Source organism: Thioalkalivibrio sp. XN8, from assembly GCF_011058255.1.
Lineage (GTDB): Bacteria > Pseudomonadota > Gammaproteobacteria > Steroidobacterales > XN24 > XN24.
In genome coordinates, this window is sequence record NZ_JAALFH010000058.1 from 1 (window position 1) to 17671 (window position 17671).

The 17671-nt window shown below is 66.1% G+C and carries 12 protein-coding genes, 1 tRNA gene and 1 pseudogene; all 14 read left to right on the forward strand.

The annotated features are described in order from the left end of the window. On the forward strand, positions 1–1190 hold a 1190-nt coding region (gene tuf / locus G6N75_RS07430; RefSeq protein ID WP_165347645.1), incomplete at its 5' end, for an elongation factor Tu. A 14-nt stretch (positions 1191–1204) separates the two neighbouring features. Then, positions 1205–1280, forward strand: a tRNA-Trp gene (locus tag G6N75_RS07435). A 52-nt stretch (positions 1281–1332) separates the two neighbouring features. Beyond that, positions 1333–1716, forward strand: a complete 384-nt coding sequence (gene secE, locus G6N75_RS07440) for a preprotein translocase subunit SecE (RefSeq protein ID WP_165347726.1) — start codon at positions 1333–1335, stop codon at positions 1714–1716. Positions 1717–1720: 4 nt separating this feature from the next. Further along, entirely contained in the window at positions 1721–2254 is a 534-nt protein-coding gene (gene nusG, locus G6N75_RS07445) for a transcription termination/antitermination protein NusG (protein WP_165347727.1), read from the forward strand. A 113-nt stretch (positions 2255–2367) separates the two neighbouring features. Then, the gene (gene rplK, locus G6N75_RS07450; protein ID WP_165347728.1) at positions 2368–2799 is read left to right on the forward strand and encodes a 50S ribosomal protein L11; all 432 of its coding nucleotides are present in this window, start codon (positions 2368–2370) and stop codon (positions 2797–2799) included. A 1-nt stretch (position 2800) separates the two neighbouring features. Further along, positions 2801–3496, forward strand: a complete 696-nt coding sequence (gene rplA, locus G6N75_RS07455; protein WP_165347729.1) for a 50S ribosomal protein L1 — start codon at positions 2801–2803, stop codon at positions 3494–3496. A gap of 239 nt (positions 3497–3735) precedes the next feature. Continuing rightward, positions 3736–4263, forward strand: coding sequence for a 50S ribosomal protein L10 (gene rplJ / locus G6N75_RS07460; RefSeq protein WP_165347730.1), 528 nt, complete (start codon positions 3736–3738; stop codon positions 4261–4263). A 52-nt stretch (positions 4264–4315) separates the two neighbouring features. Next, the gene (gene rplL / locus G6N75_RS07465) at positions 4316–4696 is read left to right on the forward strand and encodes a 50S ribosomal protein L7/L12 (RefSeq protein WP_165347731.1); all 381 of its coding nucleotides are present in this window, start codon (positions 4316–4318) and stop codon (positions 4694–4696) included. A 163-nt stretch (positions 4697–4859) separates the two neighbouring features. Then, positions 4860–9017: a DNA-directed RNA polymerase subunit beta gene (gene rpoB, locus G6N75_RS07470; RefSeq protein ID WP_165347732.1), complete on the forward strand. Its 4158-nt coding sequence runs from the start codon at positions 4860–4862 to the stop codon at positions 9015–9017. Between the two features lie 6 nt (positions 9018–9023). Continuing rightward, positions 9024–13133 (forward strand): annotated as a pseudogene (rpoC, locus tag G6N75_RS07475) (DNA-directed RNA polymerase subunit beta'); the annotation flags it as partial. Positions 13134–13410: 277 nt separating this feature from the next. Next, complete coding sequence (rpsL, locus tag G6N75_RS07480; RefSeq protein ID WP_165347734.1) at positions 13411–13785, forward strand: 30S ribosomal protein S12; 375 nt, start codon at positions 13411–13413, stop codon at positions 13783–13785. A 36-nt stretch (positions 13786–13821) separates the two neighbouring features. After that, a complete protein-coding gene (gene rpsG, locus G6N75_RS07485) occupies positions 13822–14301 on the forward strand; it encodes a 30S ribosomal protein S7 (RefSeq protein WP_165347735.1) in 480 nt (159 codons plus the stop codon). A gap of 40 nt (positions 14302–14341) precedes the next feature. Beyond that, the gene (gene fusA, locus G6N75_RS07490; RefSeq protein ID WP_165347736.1) at positions 14342–16435 is read left to right on the forward strand and encodes an elongation factor G; all 2094 of its coding nucleotides are present in this window, start codon (positions 14342–14344) and stop codon (positions 16433–16435) included. A 49-nt stretch (positions 16436–16484) separates the two neighbouring features. Further along, positions 16485–17671: elongation factor Tu (tuf, locus tag G6N75_RS07495; RefSeq protein WP_165347737.1), on the forward strand; the 1187-nt coding region annotated here is incomplete at its 3' end.

Consider the following 17671-nt stretch of genomic DNA (forward strand, 5'->3'; position numbering starts at 1 on the left):
TGTCCAAGGCGAAATTCGAACGTACGAAGCCGCATGTGAATGTGGGGACGATTGGTCATGTTGATCATGGCAAGACGACCTTGACGGCGGCGTTGACGAAGGTGATGGCGGAGAAGTTTGGTGGTGAGGTGAGTGCTTACGACCAGATTGACAAGGCGCCGGAGGAGAAGGCGCGCGGCATCACGATTGCGACGGCGCACGTGGAGTATCAGTCGGAGGCGCGTCATTACGCGCACGTGGACTGTCCTGGGCATGCGGACTACATCAAGAACATGATCACGGGTGCGGCGCAGATGGACGGCGCGATCCTGGTGGTGTCGGCGGCGGACGGTCCGATGCCGCAGACGCGGGAGCATATTCTGCTGGCGCGCCAGGTGGGTGTGCCGTACATCGTGGTGTACCTGAACAAGGCGGACATGGTGGACGATGCCGAGCTGCTGGAGCTGGTGGAGCTCGAGGTTCGGGATCTGCTGAGCACCTATGAGTTCCCGGGCGACGACACGCCGATTATTACGGGATCGGCGCTGAAGGCGTTTGACGGTGACACGAGCGAGATTGGCATTCCGTCGATCGAGAAGCTGGTGGCGGCGATGGACAGTTACATTCCGGAGCCGGAGCGTGCGGTGGACGGTGCCTTTTTGATGCCGATCGAGGATGTGTTCTCGATTTCGGGTCGTGGCACGGTGGTGACCGGGCGTATTGAGCGGGGCATTGTGAAGGTGGGGGACGAGGTGGAGGTCGTGGGTATTCGCGACACTTCGAAGACCACGGTCACGGGTGTGGAGATGTTCCGCAAGCTGCTGGACCAGGGCCAGGCGGGCGACAACGTGGGGGTGCTGCTGCGCGGCACCAAGCGTGACGAGGTGGAGCGTGGCCAGGTGCTGTGCAAGCCGGGTTCGATCAAGCCGCACACCAAGTTCCAGGCGGAGGTGTACATCCTGACGAAGGAGGAGGGTGGCCGTCATACGCCGTTCTTCAAGGGATACCGGCCGCAGTTTTATTTCCGCACCACGGACGTGACCGGGATGGTCGAGCTGCCGGAGGGTGTGGAGATGGTGATGCCGGGCGACAACGTGCAGATGCAGGTGGAGCTGATTGCGCCGATCGCGATGGAAGAAGGCTTGCGCTTCGCCATCCGCGAGGGCGGCCGCACCGTCGGCGCCGGCGTCGTGGCAAAGATTTACGAGTAAGGTTCGATTAGCGCAGGGCAGTAGCTCAATTGGCAGAGCGGCGGTCTCCAAAACCGCAGGTTGGGGGTTCGATTCCCTCCTGCCCTGCCAGATTCCAAACGCAGGCGCCCACCCGGGCGCCGACGCGTCTAGACGGCGGCAAATGAACGCAAAGTCCGATACAAGCAGCCTCTCCAGCCCGCTGGACAAGGTAAAGATCGTCCTCGCCATCGCGATCCTGGTGGGCGGCGTGGCTGGCTATTACATCTACGAGGCGGCGCCGACCGTGCTGCGGGTGGCCGGCGTGATCTTCTCGCTGGCCGTCGCGATCGCGGTGTTCATGACCAGCGACGTGGGCCGCGAGCTGTGGCGCTTCATCCAGGGTTCCCGGATCGAGCTGCGCAAGGTCGTGTGGCCGAACCGCCAGGAGACCGTGCAGACCACGCTGGTGATCATCTTCTTCGTGGTCATCATGGGCATCTTCTTCTGGCTGCTCGACATGTTCCTGGCCTGGGCCGCCCGGATGCTGACCGGGCAGGGGGGCTGAGGCCGTGGCGCTGCGCTGGTACGTCGTCCATGCCTACTCGAACTTCGAGCACAAGGTGAAGGAGTCGCTCCTGGAGCGCATCAAGCGCTACGGGCTGGAGCACAAGTTCGGCCAGATCCTCGTCCCCACCGAAGAGGTGGTCGAGGTGCGCGAGGGCCACAAGCGCAAGAGCGAGCGCAAGTTCTTCCCCGGCTACGTGCTGGTGCAGATGGAGCTCGACGACGAGACCTGGCACCTGGTCAAGGAAGTGCCGAAGGTGCTCGGCTTCATCGGCGGGTCCAGCGACCGGCCGGCGCCGATCACCGACAAGGAGGCCGAAGCCATCCTGCAGCGGGTGCAGGAGGGTACCGAGAAGCCGCGGCCGAAGGTGCTGTTCGAGCCCGGCGAAGTGGTGCGCGTCACCGACGGTCCCTTCAACGACTTCAACGGCGTGGTCGAGGAAGTCAACTACGACAAGAGCAAGCTGCGCGTAGCGGTGCAGATTCTCGGCCGGGCCACCCCGGTCGAGCTGGATTTCAGCCAGGTCGAAAAGGCCTGAGCGAGGCCGCCCCCAGGACGGGGCGGCCGGCGCGCGCCATGGCGTGCGCCTGGCAGGAAAGCCGCAGGGGAGCCGCAAGGCGTCTGGACCCACACATCAAGGTATAGCGAGTCATGGCAAAGAAAGTCACCGGATACATCAAGCTGCAGATCCCTGCAGGCCAGGCCAACCCGAGTCCGCCGGTCGGTCCGGCGCTGGGCCAGCATGGCGTGAACATCATGGAGTTCTGCAAGGCCTTCAACGCCCATACCCAGGGCATCGAGCAGGGCCTGCCCACGCCCGTGGTCATCACGGTCTACAGCGACCGCAGCTTCACCTTCATCACCAAGACGCCGCCCGCCGCGGTGCTCCTGCGCAAGGCCGTCGGCATTCCCAAGGGCAGCGGCGAGCCGAACCAGAAGAAGGTGGGCACGGTCACCCGGGCGCAGCTCGAGGAGATCGCCAAGATCAAGATGCCGGACCTGAACGCGGCCGACCTGGACGCCGCGGTCAAGACCATTGCCGGCAGCGCCCGCAGCATGGGCCTGAACGTGGAGGGGGTGTGACATGGCGCGCATGACCAAGCGTAAGCAGCTGTTCGCCGACAAGGTGCAGCCGGGCCGTTACTACTCGATCGACGAGGCGCTCGAGCTGGCGCGCGAGCTGGCCACGGCCAAGTTCCGCGAATCGATCGAAGTGGCCGTGAACCTCGGCGTCGATCCCCGCAAGTCCGACCAGGTGGTGCGCGGCTCGACCGTGCTGCCGCATGGCACCGGCAAGGATGTCCGCGTGGCGGTGTTCGCCCAGGGCGACAACGCGGACAAGGCGGCCGCGGCCGGCGCCGACATCGTCGGCTTCGAGGACCTGGCGCAGAAAGTGAAGGACGGCTTCCTCGACTTCGACGTGGTGATCGCCTCGCCGGACGCCATGCGCGTCGTCGGCCAGCTGGGCCAGATCCTCGGCCCGCGCGGGCTGATGCCGAACCCGAAGGTCGGTACCGTCACGCCGGACGTGGCCGGCGCGGTGAAGAACGCCAAGGCCGGCCAGGTGCGGTACCGGACCGACAAGGGCGGCATCATCCATTGCGCGATCGGCAAGGCGGATTTCGAGCCGAGCGCCCTGAAGGAGAACCTGGGCGCGCTGCTGGCCGACCTGCAGAAGGCCAAGCCGTCTTCGTCCAAGGGCATCTACATGAAGAAGGTCACCGTGTCCTCGACCATGGGTCCGGGCATCGCGGTGGACCAGGCTTCGCTGAGTTTCTAGGGAAGACAGCGCGGGCGGCGCGGCGGCTGCGGCCGGCGCGGCGTGCCGCGGCAATGGAATGCAAAGGAGCCGGCGTGACAGCCGGCCGTCGTCAAAGACCGCAGGCGGCCTCGGCCTTAATGCAAGGCCTGCGCAGACGGTGTTACCCGAGTCAGGCGAACCTGGTGAAGGTCACCGTCACAGGTGGGAGGCGAACGGAAGCGCTTCCTCGTTCAAGGACTTTCGGCCAGGAGTAGAAAATGGCACTGAGGCTAGAAGACAAGAAAGCACTTGTCGCCGAAGTGAAGACGGTCGCAGAGACTGCGCACTCAGCCGTGGCGGCCGAGTATCGCGGACTGACCGTCGGCCAGATGACCGCGCTGAGGAAGGAGGCCCGCGAGAAGGGCGTCTACCTGCGCGTGGTCAAGAACACCCTGGCGCGGCTGGCCCTCGAGGGCACGGACTTCGAATGCATGAAGGACGGGCTCAAGGGGCCGCTGGTGCTGGCATTCTCGGTCGAGGATCCCGGTTCCGCCGCGCGGGTGGTCAAGGCCTTCGCGAAAGACAACGACAAGTTGGTGACCCGTATTGTCGCGATCGGCGGGCAGGTTTATCCCGCCGCCGATCTCGAGCGGCTCGCCAGCCTGCCGACGCTGGACCAGGCCCGGGCGATGCTGCTCGGCGTGTTCCAGGCGCCCGCTTCCCAGCTGGTGCGCACCCTCAACGAGCCCGCCGCGCAGCTCGCGCGCGTGCTCGCTGCGCGGCGCGACCAGCTCGAGGCGGCCTGAGGCAGGTTTTTCTTTCCATCTTGGGTAACACCGTTTAATCGGAGCACAGACAATGGCTGTTTCGCGTGAAGAAATCATTGAAGTACTGAGCAACATGAGCGTCCTCGAGGTCACCCAGCTGGTGTCCGAACTCGAGGAGAAGTGGGGCGTGTCCGCCGCCGCTCCGGTCGCCGTGGCCGCCGCTGGCGGTCCCGCCGCCGAGGCTGCTGCCGCCGAGGAGAAGACCGAGTTCGACGTGGTCATGACCAGCTTCGGCGCCAACAAGGTCGGCGTCATCAAGGCGATCCGCACCATCACCGGCCTGGGGCTGAAGGAAGCCAAGGACATGGTGGAGGGCGTGCCCGCCACCGTGAAGGAAGGCGTGTCCAAGGACGAGGCCGACGGCATCAAGAAGCAGCTCGAAGAGGCCGGCGCCAGCGTCGAGGTCAAGTAGATCTGCGTGCACGGGTTGAAGCCTGTGCTCTCGGGCAGGCTGGTGGCATGAGCCACCGGCCTGTTCCCGTTTCTGCCGGTTACGCCCGGACCATGGGGTCCGGGCGCCTGGCCCTCCCGGCAGGGCCGTATCTGACAACGAGCCGCACTCGAAGGTGAGCCCGATGGCGTATTCCTTTACCGAGAAGAAGCGTATCCGCAAGGACTTCGGCAAGCGTCCGACGATCCTTGAGGTGCCCTACCTCCTTTCCATCCAGGTCAATTCCTACCGCAAGTTCCTGCAGCTGGAGCTGCCGGCCGGCGAGCGCCAGGAGCTGGGCCTGCATGCCGCCTTCAAGAGCGTGTTCCCGATCGTCAGTTATTCGGGCAACGCCGCGCTGGAGTACGTCAGCTACCGGCTGGGCGACCCGCCCTTCGACGTCAAGGAGTGCCAGGTCCGCGGCCTGACCTATTCGGCGCCCCTGCGCGTCAAGGTCCGCCTGGTGATCTACGACAAGGAAGCCTCGGGCACGCCGAAGCCTGTCAAGGACATCCGCGAGCAGGAGGTCTACCTCGGCGAGCTGCCGCTGATGACCGAGAACGGCACCTTCGTGGTGAACGGCACCGAGCGGGTGATCGTGTCCCAGCTGCACCGCTCGCCGGGCGTGTTCTTCGACCATGACCGCGGCAAGACCCACAGCTCCGGCAAGCTGCTGTTCTCCGCGCGCGTCATCCCCTACCGCGGTTCCTGGCTGGACTTCGAGTTCGACCCCAAGGACTGCCTGTTCGCCCGCATCGACCGCCGCCGCAAGCTGCCGGTCACCATCCTGCTGCGCGCCCTCGGCTACACCGAGGAAGAGATGCTGGCGCTGTTCTTCGAAACCAACGAGTTCCTGCTCGGCGAGCAGATCGAGCTCGAGCTGATTCCGGAGCGCCTCAAGGGCGAGACGGCCAGCTTCGACATCAAGATCGGGGACGAGCTGATCGTCGCCGAGGGCAAGCGCATCACGGCGCTGCACGTCCGCAAGCTGGCCGCGGCCGGCGTGGGCACCTTGCCCGTGCCCGCGGACTACCTCGAGGGCAAGGTCCTGGCGCACGACGTGGTGGACGAGAAGTCGGGCGAGCTGCTGGCCAGGGCCAACGACGAGCTCACCGTCGAGAGCATCAAGAAGCTCGTCAAGGCCGGCGTCGCGTCGATCCGGACCCTGTGGGTGAACGACCTCGATCGCGGGCCCTACCTGTCGCACACTCTGCGCATCGACCCGACCAGCACGCCGCTGGAGGCGCTGGTGGAGATCTACCGCATGATGCGCCCGGGCGAGCCGCCCACCCGCGAGGCGGCGGAGAACCTGTTCCACAACCTGTTCTTCAACGCCGAGCGCTACGACCTGTCGGCCGTCGGCCGCATGAAGTTCAACCGCCGCGTGGATCGCGACAGCACCACCGGCCCCGGCATCCTGTACGACGGCCACTACTTTGCGTCCCGCAAGGACGAGGAGTCCAAGAAGCTGTTTGCCAAGTACGGCAAGGACGACCCGGCCGCGACCTCGGACATCATCGCCGTGCTGCGCACCCTGTGCGACATCCGCAACGGCAGTGGCACCGTGGACGACATCGACCACCTCGGCAACCGCCGCGTGCGCAGCGTCGGCGAGATGGCCGAGAACGCCTTCCGCATCGGCCTGGTGCGCGTCGAGCGCGCCGTCAAGGAACGCCTGACGCTGGCCGAGTCCGAGGGCCTGATGCCCCAGGAAATGATCAACGCCAAGCCGGTGGCCGCGGCGGTGAAGGAGTTCTTCGGCTCCTCGCAGCTGTCGCAGTTCATGGACCAGAACAACCCGCTCTCCGAGGTGACCCACAAGCGCCGCGTGTCGGCCCTGGGCCCCGGCGGCCTGACCCGCGAGCGGGCGGGCTTCGAGGTGCGTGACGTGCACCCGACCCATTACGGCCGGGTGTGCCCGATCGAAACCCCGGAAGGTCCGAACATCGGCCTGATCAACTCGCTGTCGGTCTACGCCCGGACGAACGAGTACGGCTTCCTCGAGACGCCGTACCGCAAGGTCGAGAACGGCAAGGTCACGACCCAGATCGACTACCTCTCCGCCATCGAGGAGAGCCAGTACGTGATCGCCCAGGCGAACGCCGAACTGGGCCCGAAGGGCGAGTTCACCAGCGACCTGGTGTCCTGCCGCCATCGCAACGAGTTCAGCATGGAGACGCCCGACCGGATCCAGTACATGGACGTGTCGCCGAAGCAGATCGTCTCCGTCGCCGCCTCGCTGATTCCCTTCCTCGAGCACGACGACGCCAACCGCGCCCTGATGGGCTCGAACATGCAGCGCCAGGCGGTGCCGACGCTGCGCGCCGACACCCCGCTGGTGGGCACGGGCATGGAGCGCGCCGTCGCCAAGGACTCGGGCGTGACCGAGGTGGCCCGCCGCGGCGGCGTGGTGGACTCGGTCGACGCCTCGCGCATCGTGGTGCGGGTCAACGACGAGGAGACCACCGCGGACGAGGCCGGCGTCGACATCTACAACCTGACCAAGTACCAGCGTTCCAACCAGAACACCTGCATCAACCAGCGCCCGCTGGTGAAGGAAGGCGACGTGATCGCCGCGGGTGACGTGCTGGCCGACGGCCCGTCCACCAACATGGGCGAGCTGGCGCTGGGCCAGAACCTGCTGGTGGCCTTCATGCCCTGGCACGGCTACAACTTCGAGGACTCGATCCTGATCTCGGAGCGGGTGGTGCAGGAAGACCGCTTCACCACCATCCACATCGAGGAACTCACCTGCGTCGCCCGCGACACCAAGCTCGGGCCGGAGGAGATCACGGCCGACATCCCGAACGTCGGTGAGTCCGCGCTGGGCAACCTCGACGAGGCCGGTATCGCCTACATTGGCGCCGAGGTGCGCGCGGGCGACATCCTGGTCGGCAAGGTCACCCCCAAGGGCGAGACCCAGCTGACGCCGGAAGAGAAGCTGCTGCGGGCGATCTTCGGCGAGAAGGCCTCGGACGTTAAGGACACCTCGCTGCGCGTGCCGCCGGGGATGGACGGCACGGTCATCGACGTGCGGGTGTTCACCCGCGACGGCGTGGAGAAGGACTCCCGCGCCCTGTCGATCGAGCGCCAGGAGATCGAGCGCGTCCGCAAGGACATGGACGACACCCTGCGCATCCTCGAGGACGACATCTACGACCGCGTCGAGAAGATGCTGGTGGGCAAGAAAGCGGCCGGCGGCCCGAACAAGCTCAAGGCCGACAGCAACATCACCAAGACTTACCTCGGCGAGCTGCCGCGCGAGAAGTGGTTCGAGATCCGCCCGAAGAACGAGGACATCGCGACCCAGCTGGAGCGCATGAAGGAGCGCCTCGGCGAGCAGCGCGAGGAGTTCGATCGGCGCCTCGAGGAGAAGCGCGGCAAGATCACCCAGGGCGACGACCTGGCGCCGGGCGTGCTGAAGATGGTCAAGGTCTACCTGGCCGTGAAGCGCCGCGTCCAGCCGGGCGACAAGATGGCGGGACGCCACGGTAACAAGGGCGTCATTTCCACCATCGTGCCGCTGGAGGACATGCCGCACCTCGAGGACGGCACGCCGGTGGACATCGTGCTCAACCCGCTGGGCGTGCCTTCGCGCATGAACGTCGGCCAGGTGCTGGAGACGCACCTGGGCTGGGCGGCGCGCGGGCTCGGCCTGAAGATCGGCCGCATGCTCGACGAGCAGGGCAACGTCAAGGAGCTGCGCAAGTTCCTCGACGAGATCTACAACAAGAGCGGCGGCAAGACGGAGGACCTGGGCTCGCTGAACGACGACGAAGTGGTCGAGCTGGCGGGCAACCTGCGCGGCGGCGTGCCGATGGCGACGCCGGTGTTCGACGGTGCCGCCGAGGACGAGATCAAGGGCCTCCTGAAGCTGGCGGACCTGCCGCAATCGGGCCAGACCGCGCTCATCGACGGCCGCTCCGGCGAGCCCTTCGACCGCCCGGTCACGGTGGGCTACATGTACATGCTGAAGCTCAACCACCTGGTGGATGACAAGATGCATGCCCGCAGCACCGGCCCCTACAGCCTGGTCACCCAGCAGCCGCTGGGCGGCAAGGCCCAGTTCGGCGGCCAGCGTTTCGGCGAGATGGAGGTCTGGGCGCTGGAAGCCTACGGCGCCGCCTACACCCTCCAGGAGATGCTCACCGTCAAGTCCGACGACGTGCAGGGCCGGACGCGGATGTACAAGAACATCGTCGACGGCACCCACCAGATGGTGGCCGGCATGCCGGAGTCGTTCAATGTGCTGGTGAAGGAGATCCGCTCGCTGGCGATCAACATCGAGCTGGAGCAGGAGTAACTACTGATGAAGGATCTTCTCAAGCTCTTCAAGCAGAACGTGCCCGTCGAGGACTTCGATGCGATCCGCATCGGGCTGGCCTCGCCGGACATGATCCGTTCCTGGTCCTTCGGCGAGGTCAAGAAGCCGGAGACCATCAACTACCGGACTTTCAAGCCGGAGCGGGACGGCCTGTTCTGCGCCAAGATTTTCGGGCCTATCAAGGACTACGAGTGCCTGTGCGGCAAGTACAAGCGCCTCAAGCACCGCGGCGTGGTGTGCGAGAAGTGCGGCGTCGAGGTCACCCAGGCCAAGGTCCGCCGCGAGCGCATGGGCCACATCGAGCTGGCCAGCCCGGTGGCGCACATCTGGTTCCTCAAGTCGCTGCCTTCGCGCATCGGCCTGATGCTGGACATGACGCTGCGCGAGATCGAGCGGGTGCTCTATTTCGAGGCCTTCGTCGTCGTCGAGCCCGGGCTGACGCCGCTGGAGCGCGGCCAGCTGATGACCGACGAGCAGTACCTCGAGGCGATCGAGGAATACGGTGACGATTTCGACGCGCGCATGGGCGCCGAGGCGATTCACCAGATGCTGCGGACGCTCGACCTGCAGGCCGAGGTGGTCAAGGTGCGCGAGGAGATGGCGGGCACCAACTCCGAGACCAAGATCAAGCGGCTGTCCAAGCGCCTCAAGCTGCTCGAGTCCTTCATCGAGTCGGGCAACAAGCCCGAGTGGATGGTGATGACCGTGCTGCCGGTGCTGCCGCCCGACCTGCGGCCGCTGGTGCCGCTGGACGGCGGGCGTTTCGCCACCTCCGACCTGAATGACCTGTACCGCCGCGTCATCAACCGCAACAACCGCCTCCGCCGGCTGCTGGAGCTCAACGCGCCCGACATCATCGTGCGCAACGAGAAGCGCATGCTGCAGGAGTCGGTCGACGCGCTGCTGGACAACGGCCGCCGCGGCCGTGCCATCACGGGCACCAACAAGCGCCCGCTGAAGTCGCTCGCCGACATGATCAAGGGCAAGCAGGGCCGCTTCCGGCAGAACCTGCTGGGCAAGCGGGTGGACTACTCGGGCCGCTCGGTGATCGTGGTGGGTCCGACCCTGAAGCTGCACCAGTGCGGCCTGCCGAAGAAGATGGCGCTGGAACTGTTCAAGCCCTTCATCTTCCACAAGCTGCAGCTGCGCGGCGAGGCGCTGACCATCAAGGCCGCCAAGCGCGCCGTCGAGCGCGAAGGGCCGGAAGTCTGGGACATCCTCGAGGAGGTGATTCGCGAGCACCCGGTGATGCTGAACCGGGCGCCCACGCTGCACCGCCTCGGCATCCAGGCCTTCGAGCCGGTGCTGGTGGAAGGCAAGGCCATCCAGCTGCACCCGCTGGTCTGCACCGCCTTCAACGCCGACTTCGACGGCGACCAGATGGCGGTCCACGTGCCGTTGTCGCTGGAAGCCCAGCTCGAGGCGCGCGCGCTGATGATGTCGTCGAACAACATCCTCTCGCCCGCCAACGGCGAGCCGATCATCGTGCCGTCGCAGGACGTGGTGCTGGGCCTCTATTACCTCACCCGCCAGCAGGCGACCGTGAAGGGCGAGGGCAGCCTGTTCACCGACGTGGCGGAGGTGCACCGGGCCTACGAGAACCGTGCGGTCAGCCTCCACGCCGCGGTCAAGGTGCGCATCCGCGAGTGGACGCGCGACGAGAACGGCGAGCTCGAATCGAGCCTCAGGATCGCGGAGACCACGGTCGGCCGCGCGCTGCTGTCCGAGATCCTGCCGCAGGGCCTGCCCTTCGCGCTGATCAACCAGGACATGAACAAGAAGGCGATCTCGCGCGTCATCAACGAGTGCTACCGCCAGCTGGGCCTGAAGGAGACCGTGGTCTTCGCCGACCAGCTGATGTACATGGGCTTCCGCTACGCCACCCGCGCCGGCGTGTCCTTCGGGGCCGACGACATGGTGGTGCCGGCGGAGAAGGACGAGATCCTGGCCGAGGCCGAGGGCGAGGTGAAGAACTTCCAGGAGCAGTACGCTTCCGGTCTCATCACCAACGGCGAGCGCTACAACAAGGTGGTGGACATCTGGTCGCACACCAACGACCGCATCGCCAAGGCCATGATGGACAAGATTTCCGTGCAGGAGGTCACCAACGCCAAGGGCGAGACCGTCCGGGAGAAGTCCTTCAACTCGGTGTTCATGATGGCCGACTCCGGCGCCCGCGGCTCGGCGGCGCAGATCCGGCAGCTGGCCGGCATGCGCGGCCTGATGGCCAAGCCGGACGGCTCCATCATCGAGACGCCCATCACGGCGAACTTCCGTGAAGGCCTCGACGTGCTGCAGTACTTCATCTCCACCCACGGCGCCCGCAAGGGCCTGGCCGACACCGCGCTGAAGACCGCCAACTCGGGCTACCTGACCCGCCGGCTGGTGGACGTGGCGCAGGACCTGGTGGTCACGGAGCACGACTGCGGCACCACCGACGGCCTGCTGATGACCCCGCTGGTCGAAGGCGGCGACGTGGTCGAGCCGCTGCGCGAGCGCGTACTGGGCCGCGTGGTGGCCGAGGACGTGCTGGTGCCGGGCCAGGACGAGGTCGCGGTGGCGGCCGGCACGCTGCTGGACGAGCGCGAAGTCAGCAAGCTCGAGTCCCTGTCCGTGGACCAGGTCTGGGTGCGCTCGCCGATCACCTGTGCGACGCGCTACGGCGTGTGCGCCCAGTGCTACGGCCGCGACCTGGCGCGCGGGCACCAGGTCAACATCGGCGAAGCGGTCGGCGTCATCGCGGCGCAGTCGATCGGCGAGCCGGGCACGCAGCTGACCATGCGGACCTTCCACATTGGCGGCGCGGCCTCGCGGGCGGCGGCGCGCAACAGCGTGCAGGTCAAGAACGGCGGCACGGTACGGCTGCACAACGTCAAGACGGTGCGGCACGACAAGGGCCACCTGGTGGCGGTGTCGCGCTCGGGCGAGCTGGGCATCATCGACGAGTTCGGCCGGGAGCGCGAGCGCTACAAGATCCCGTACGGCGCCACCATCATGGTCGATGACGGCGACAAGGTGGAGGGCGGCCAGATCATCGCGACCTGGGACCCGCACACCCACCCCGTGGTCTCCGAGGCCGCCGGCATCATGAAGTTCCAGGACTTCATCGACGGCGTCACCGTGGAGGCGCGCGTGGACGAGCACACCGGGCTGTCCAGCATCGTCGCCATCGACCCCAAGCAGCGCGGCGCGGCCGGCAAGGACGTGCGTCCGGTAGCCAAGCTGGTGGATGCGAAGGGCAAGGATCTGCATTTCCCCGACTCCAAGGAGCCGATCGCCTACCCCTTGTCGGTCGGCGCCATCGTGGTCATGGAGGACGGCCAGAAGGTCGGCGTGGGCGACATCATCGCCCGCATCCCCCAGGAGTCCTCCAAGACCCGCGATATCACCGGCGGCCTGCCGCGGGTGGCCGACATGTTCGAGGCCCGCAAGCCGAAGGAACCGGCCATCCTCGCCGAGCAGAGCGGCAAGGTGAAGTTCGGCAAGGAGACCAAGGGCAAGCGGCGCCTGATCATCGAGAACGAGGACGGCGAGCACGAGCTGCTGATCCCGAAGTGGCGCAACCTCTCGGTGTTCGAGGGCGAGGTCGTCGAGCGGGGCGAGGTCATCTCCGATGGCGAGATGAACCCGCACGACATCCTGCGCCTGCAGAACGTCAAGCACCTGGCGGACTACCTGGTGCGCGAGATCCAGGACGTGTACCGGCTGCAGGGCGTCAAGATCAACGACAAGCACATCGAGGTGATCATTCGCCAGATGCTGCGCAAGGTCGAGATCTCGAACCCGGGCGACAGCAAGTTCCTCAAGGGCGAGCAGCTCGACAAGGCCCGCCTGCTGGAGGAGAACGAGCGCGTCGCCGGCCAGAAGGGCGATCCGGCGGAGTACGAGCCGGTGCTGCTGGGCATTACCAAGGCCTCGCTGGCGACCGAGTCCTTCATCTCGGCGGCCTCCTTCCAGGAGACCACCCGGGTGCTGACCGAGGCCGCGGTGCGCGGCCTCCACGACGACCTGCGCGGGCTGAAGGAGAACGTCATCGTCGGCCGCCTGATCCCGGCCGGCACGGGCTTCGCCTTCCATACCGCCCGGCGCCGCAAGGTGGAGATCAGCCCGGCCGAGATGACCATGGCGGAGGCCATGGACGCCGCCGGGGTCAATCCGGACGAGGTCGAGGTGCCGGCGCCGAGCGACACCGACTGAGTCTGGGACCTTTCACCGGCCCCCGCGCTTGACAGTGCGGGGGCCGGTTCCTACAATCCTCGGGCTCAGCGCAGGCCAAATGAAACCGGGCCTGCAAAAGTTTCCACCGGGGAAGCGGGCCGCCAATGGGCGGCTCGGTTTTTCTGCGTCAGGCGAAACCGGGAAAAAAGAATCTATGGCAACGATCAATCAGCTCGTCCGCAAGCCGCGTCGGACCAAGAAGGAGAAGACGGCGGTTCCCGCCCTGCAGGCCAGCCCGCAGCGGCGCGGCGTGTGCACGCGCGTCTACACCACGACGCCGAAGAAGCCGAACTCGGCCCTGCGGAAGGTCGCCCGCGTGCGCCTGACCAACGGCTACGAAGTGACCAGCTACATTGGCGGCGAAGGCCATAACCTGCAGGAGCACTCGGTGGTGCTGATCCGCGGCGGCCGCGTCAAGGACCTGCCCGGCGTGCGCTACCACACGGTGCGCGGCACGCTCGACTGCGCCGGGGTCGGCGACCGTCGCCAGGGCCGTTCCAAGTACGGCGCCAAGCGTCCCAAGTCCTGATGCTCTCCCTCCCGAACACGACGGCCAGGTAGTCCCATGTCCAGACGAGCCCAAGCGCCCAAGCGCATCATCCTCCCCGACCCGGTCTACGGCAGCGAGACCCTGTCGAAGTTCATGAACATGGTCATGGAAAGCGGCAAGAAGTCGGTCGCCGAGCGGATCGTCTACGGCGCCATCGACCAGATCGCGGACCGGCGCAAGATGCCGGCGGACAAGGCCGTGGAAGTGCTCGAGGAAGCTCTCGAGAACGTCAAGCCGATGGTCGAGGTGAAGTCCCGCCGGGTCGGCGGCGCCACCTACCAGGTGCCGGTCGAGGTCCGGGCGGTGCGCCGCCAGACCCTGGCCATGCGCTGGGTGATCGACGCGGCGCGCGCGCGCGGCGAGAAGTCCATGGCGCAGCGGCTGGCGAACGAACTGATGGACGCGGCCGAGAGCCGCGGCGCCGCCGTGAAGAAGCGCGAGGATACGCACCGGATGGCCGAGGCCAACAAGGCCTTCTCACACTACCGCTGGTAAGCGGCGCCCGTCCGTCCCCAGGAATTCCGAGGTAACTACCGTGGCCCGCACGACACCCATCGAGCGCTACCGCAATATCGGCATCATGGCCCACATCGATGCCGGCAAGACGACTACTACGGAGCGCGTCCTGTTCTACACCGGCGTCTCGCACAAGATCGGCGAGGTGCATGACGGTGCGGCCGTGATGGACTGGATGGAGCAGGAGCAGGAGCGCGGCATCACCATCACCTCCGCGGCGACGACCTGCTTCTGGAAGGGCATGGACCAGAGCTTTCCCGAGCACCGGATCAACATCATCGACACGCCGGGCCACGTGGACTTCACCATCGAGGTGGAGCGCTCGCTGCGGGTGCTCGACGGCGCCGTGGCCGTGTTCTGCTCGGTCGGCGGCGTGGAGCCCCAGTCCGAGACCGTGTGGCGCCAGGCCGACAAGTACCGCGTGCCGCGCATGGCCTTCGTCAACAAGATGGACCGCCCGGGCGCCAACTTCCTGCGCGTGGTCAAGCAGATGAAGGAGCGCCTGCGCGCCACCGCCGTGCCCGTCCAGCTGCCGATCGGCGCCGAAGAGAACTTCAAGGGCGTGGTCGACCTGCTGCGGATGAAGGCCATCATCTGGGACGACAGCACCCAGGGGACGACCTTCGAGCTGCACGATATCCCGGCCGACATGGCCGACGCCTGCCAGGAATGGCGCGAGCACCTCGTCGAGGCCGCCGCCGAGGGCAGCGAAGAGCTGACCAACAAGTATCTCGAGACGCTCGAGCTCTCCGACGAGGAGATCAAGCTTGGCCTGCGCCTGCGGACGCTGCGCAACGAGGTCGTGCCGGTGCTGTGCGGCTCGGCGTTCAAGAACAAGGGCGTGCAGGCCATGCTGGACGCCATCGTCGAGTACATGCCTTCGCCGACCGAGGTTCCCGCCATCCGCGGCGAGCTCGAGGACGGCGAGGAAGGCAAGCGCCCCTCCGGCGACGACCAGCCCTTCGCCGCGCTGGCGTTCAAGATCGCCACCGACCCCTTCGTCGGCAACCTGACCTTCTTCCGCGTCTACTCGGGCGTGCTCGCTTCCGGCGACACCGTCTACAACCCGGTCAAGGGCAAGAAGGAGCGTATCGGCCGCATCCTGCAGATGCACGCCAACGAGCGCAAGGAGCTGAAGGAAGTGCGCGCCGGCGACATCGCTGCCGCGGTCGGCCTCAAGGACGTCACCACGGGCGACACGCTGTGCGACCCGAAGGACATCATCACGCTGGAGCGGATGGAGTTCCCGGAGCCGGTGATCGCGGTGGCCGTGGAGCCCAAGACCAAGAGCGACCAGGAAAAGATGGGGCTGGCGCTGTCCAAGCTGGCGCAGGAGGACCCGTCCTTCCGCGTGCGCACCGACGAGGAGTCCGGCCAGACCATCATCTCCGGCATGGGCGAGCTCCACCTCGACATCATCGTCGACCGCATGAAGCGCGAGTTCAAGGTGGAGGCCAACGTCGGCAAGCCCCAGGTGGCCTACCGCGAGACCATCCGCCAGGGGGTCGAGCAGGAAGGCCGCTTCGTGCGGCAGTCCGGCGGCCGCGGCCAGTTCGGCCACGTCTGGCTCAAGATCGAGCCCCAGGAGCCGGGCGCCGGCTACGCCTTCGAGAACAAGATCGTGGGCGGCGTGGTGCCGAAGGAATACATCCCGGCCGTGGACAAGGGCGTCCAGGAGCAGCTCGCCAGCGGCGTGCTGGCCGGCTACCCGGTGGTGGACATCAAGGTCACGCTGTTCGACGGCTCGTACCACGAGGTCGACTCGAGCGAAATGGCGTTCAAGATCGCCGGCTCGATGGCCTTCAAGGAAGGCTGCCGCAATGCCAGGCCGGTGCTGCTGGAGCCCATCATGAAGGTGGAGGTCGTGACTCCGGAGGATTACATGGGCGACGTGATGGGCGACCTGAACCGCCGTCGCGGCCTCGTCCAGGGCATGGAAGAGGCACCCTCGGGCCGCATCATCCGCGCCGAGGTGCCGCTGGCCGAGATGTTCGGCTATGCCACGGACCTGCGCTCCATGAGCCAGGGCCGCGCGACCTACTCGATGGAGTTCGGTCATTACAACGAGGCCCCCAGCAACGTGGCCGACGCCGTCATCAAGAAGGCTTCCTGATCCGGGGCGGACAGGAAGGACAAAGACTTTCCAGAACGAGGTAGACGCTGTGTCCAAGGCGAAATTCGAACGTACGAAGCCGCATGTGAATGTGGGGACGATTGGTCATGTTGATCATGGCAAGACGACCTTGACGGCGGCGTTGACGAAGGTGATGGCGGAGAAGTTTGGTGGTGAGGTGAGTGCTTACGACCAGATTGACAAGGCGCCGGAGGAGAAGGCGCGCGGCATCACGATTGCGACGGCGCACGTGGAGTATCAGTCGGAGGCGCGTCATTACGCGCACGTGGACTGTCCTGGGCATGCGGACTACATCAAGAACATGATCACGGGTGCGGCGCAGATGGACGGCGCGATCCTGGTGGTGTCGGCGGCGGACGGTCCGATGCCGCAGACGCGGGAGCATATTCTGCTGGCGCGCCAGGTGGGTGTGCCGTACATCGTGGTGTACCTGAACAAGGCGGACATGGTGGACGATGCCGAGCTGCTGGAGCTGGTGGAGCTCGAGGTTCGGGATCTGCTGAGCACCTATGAGTTCCCGGGCGACGACACGCCGATTATTACGGGATCGGCGCTGAAGGCGTTTGACGGTGACACGAGCGAGATTGGCATTCCGTCGATCGAGAAGCTGGTGGCGGCGATGGACAGTTACATTCCGGAGCCGGAGCGTGCGGTGGACGGTGCCTTTTTGATGCCGATCGAGGATGTGTTCTCGATTTCGGGTCGTGGCACGGTGGTGACCGGGCGTATTGAGCGGGGCATTGTGAAGGTGGGGGACGAGGTGGAGGTCGTGGGTATTCGCGACACTTCGAAGACCACGGTCACGGGTGTGGAGATGTTCCGCAAGCTGCTGGACCAGGGCCAGGCGGGCGACAACGTGGGGGTGCTGCTGCGCGGCACCAAGCGTGACGAGGTGGAGCGTGGCCAGGTGCTGTGCAAGCCGGGTTCGATCAAGCCGCACACCAAGTTCCAGGCGGAGGTGTACATCCTGACGAAGGAGGAGGGTGGCCGTCATACGCCGTTCTTCAAGGGATACCGGCCGCAGTTTTATTTCCGCACCACGGACGTGACCGGGATGGTCGAGCTGCCGGAGGGTGTGGAGATGGTGATGCCGGGCGACAACGTGCAGATGCAGGTGGAGCTGATTGCGCCGATCGCGATGGAAGAAGGCTTGCGCTTCGCCATCCGCGAGGGCGGCCGCACCGTCGGCGCCGGCGTCGTGGCAAAGATTTACGA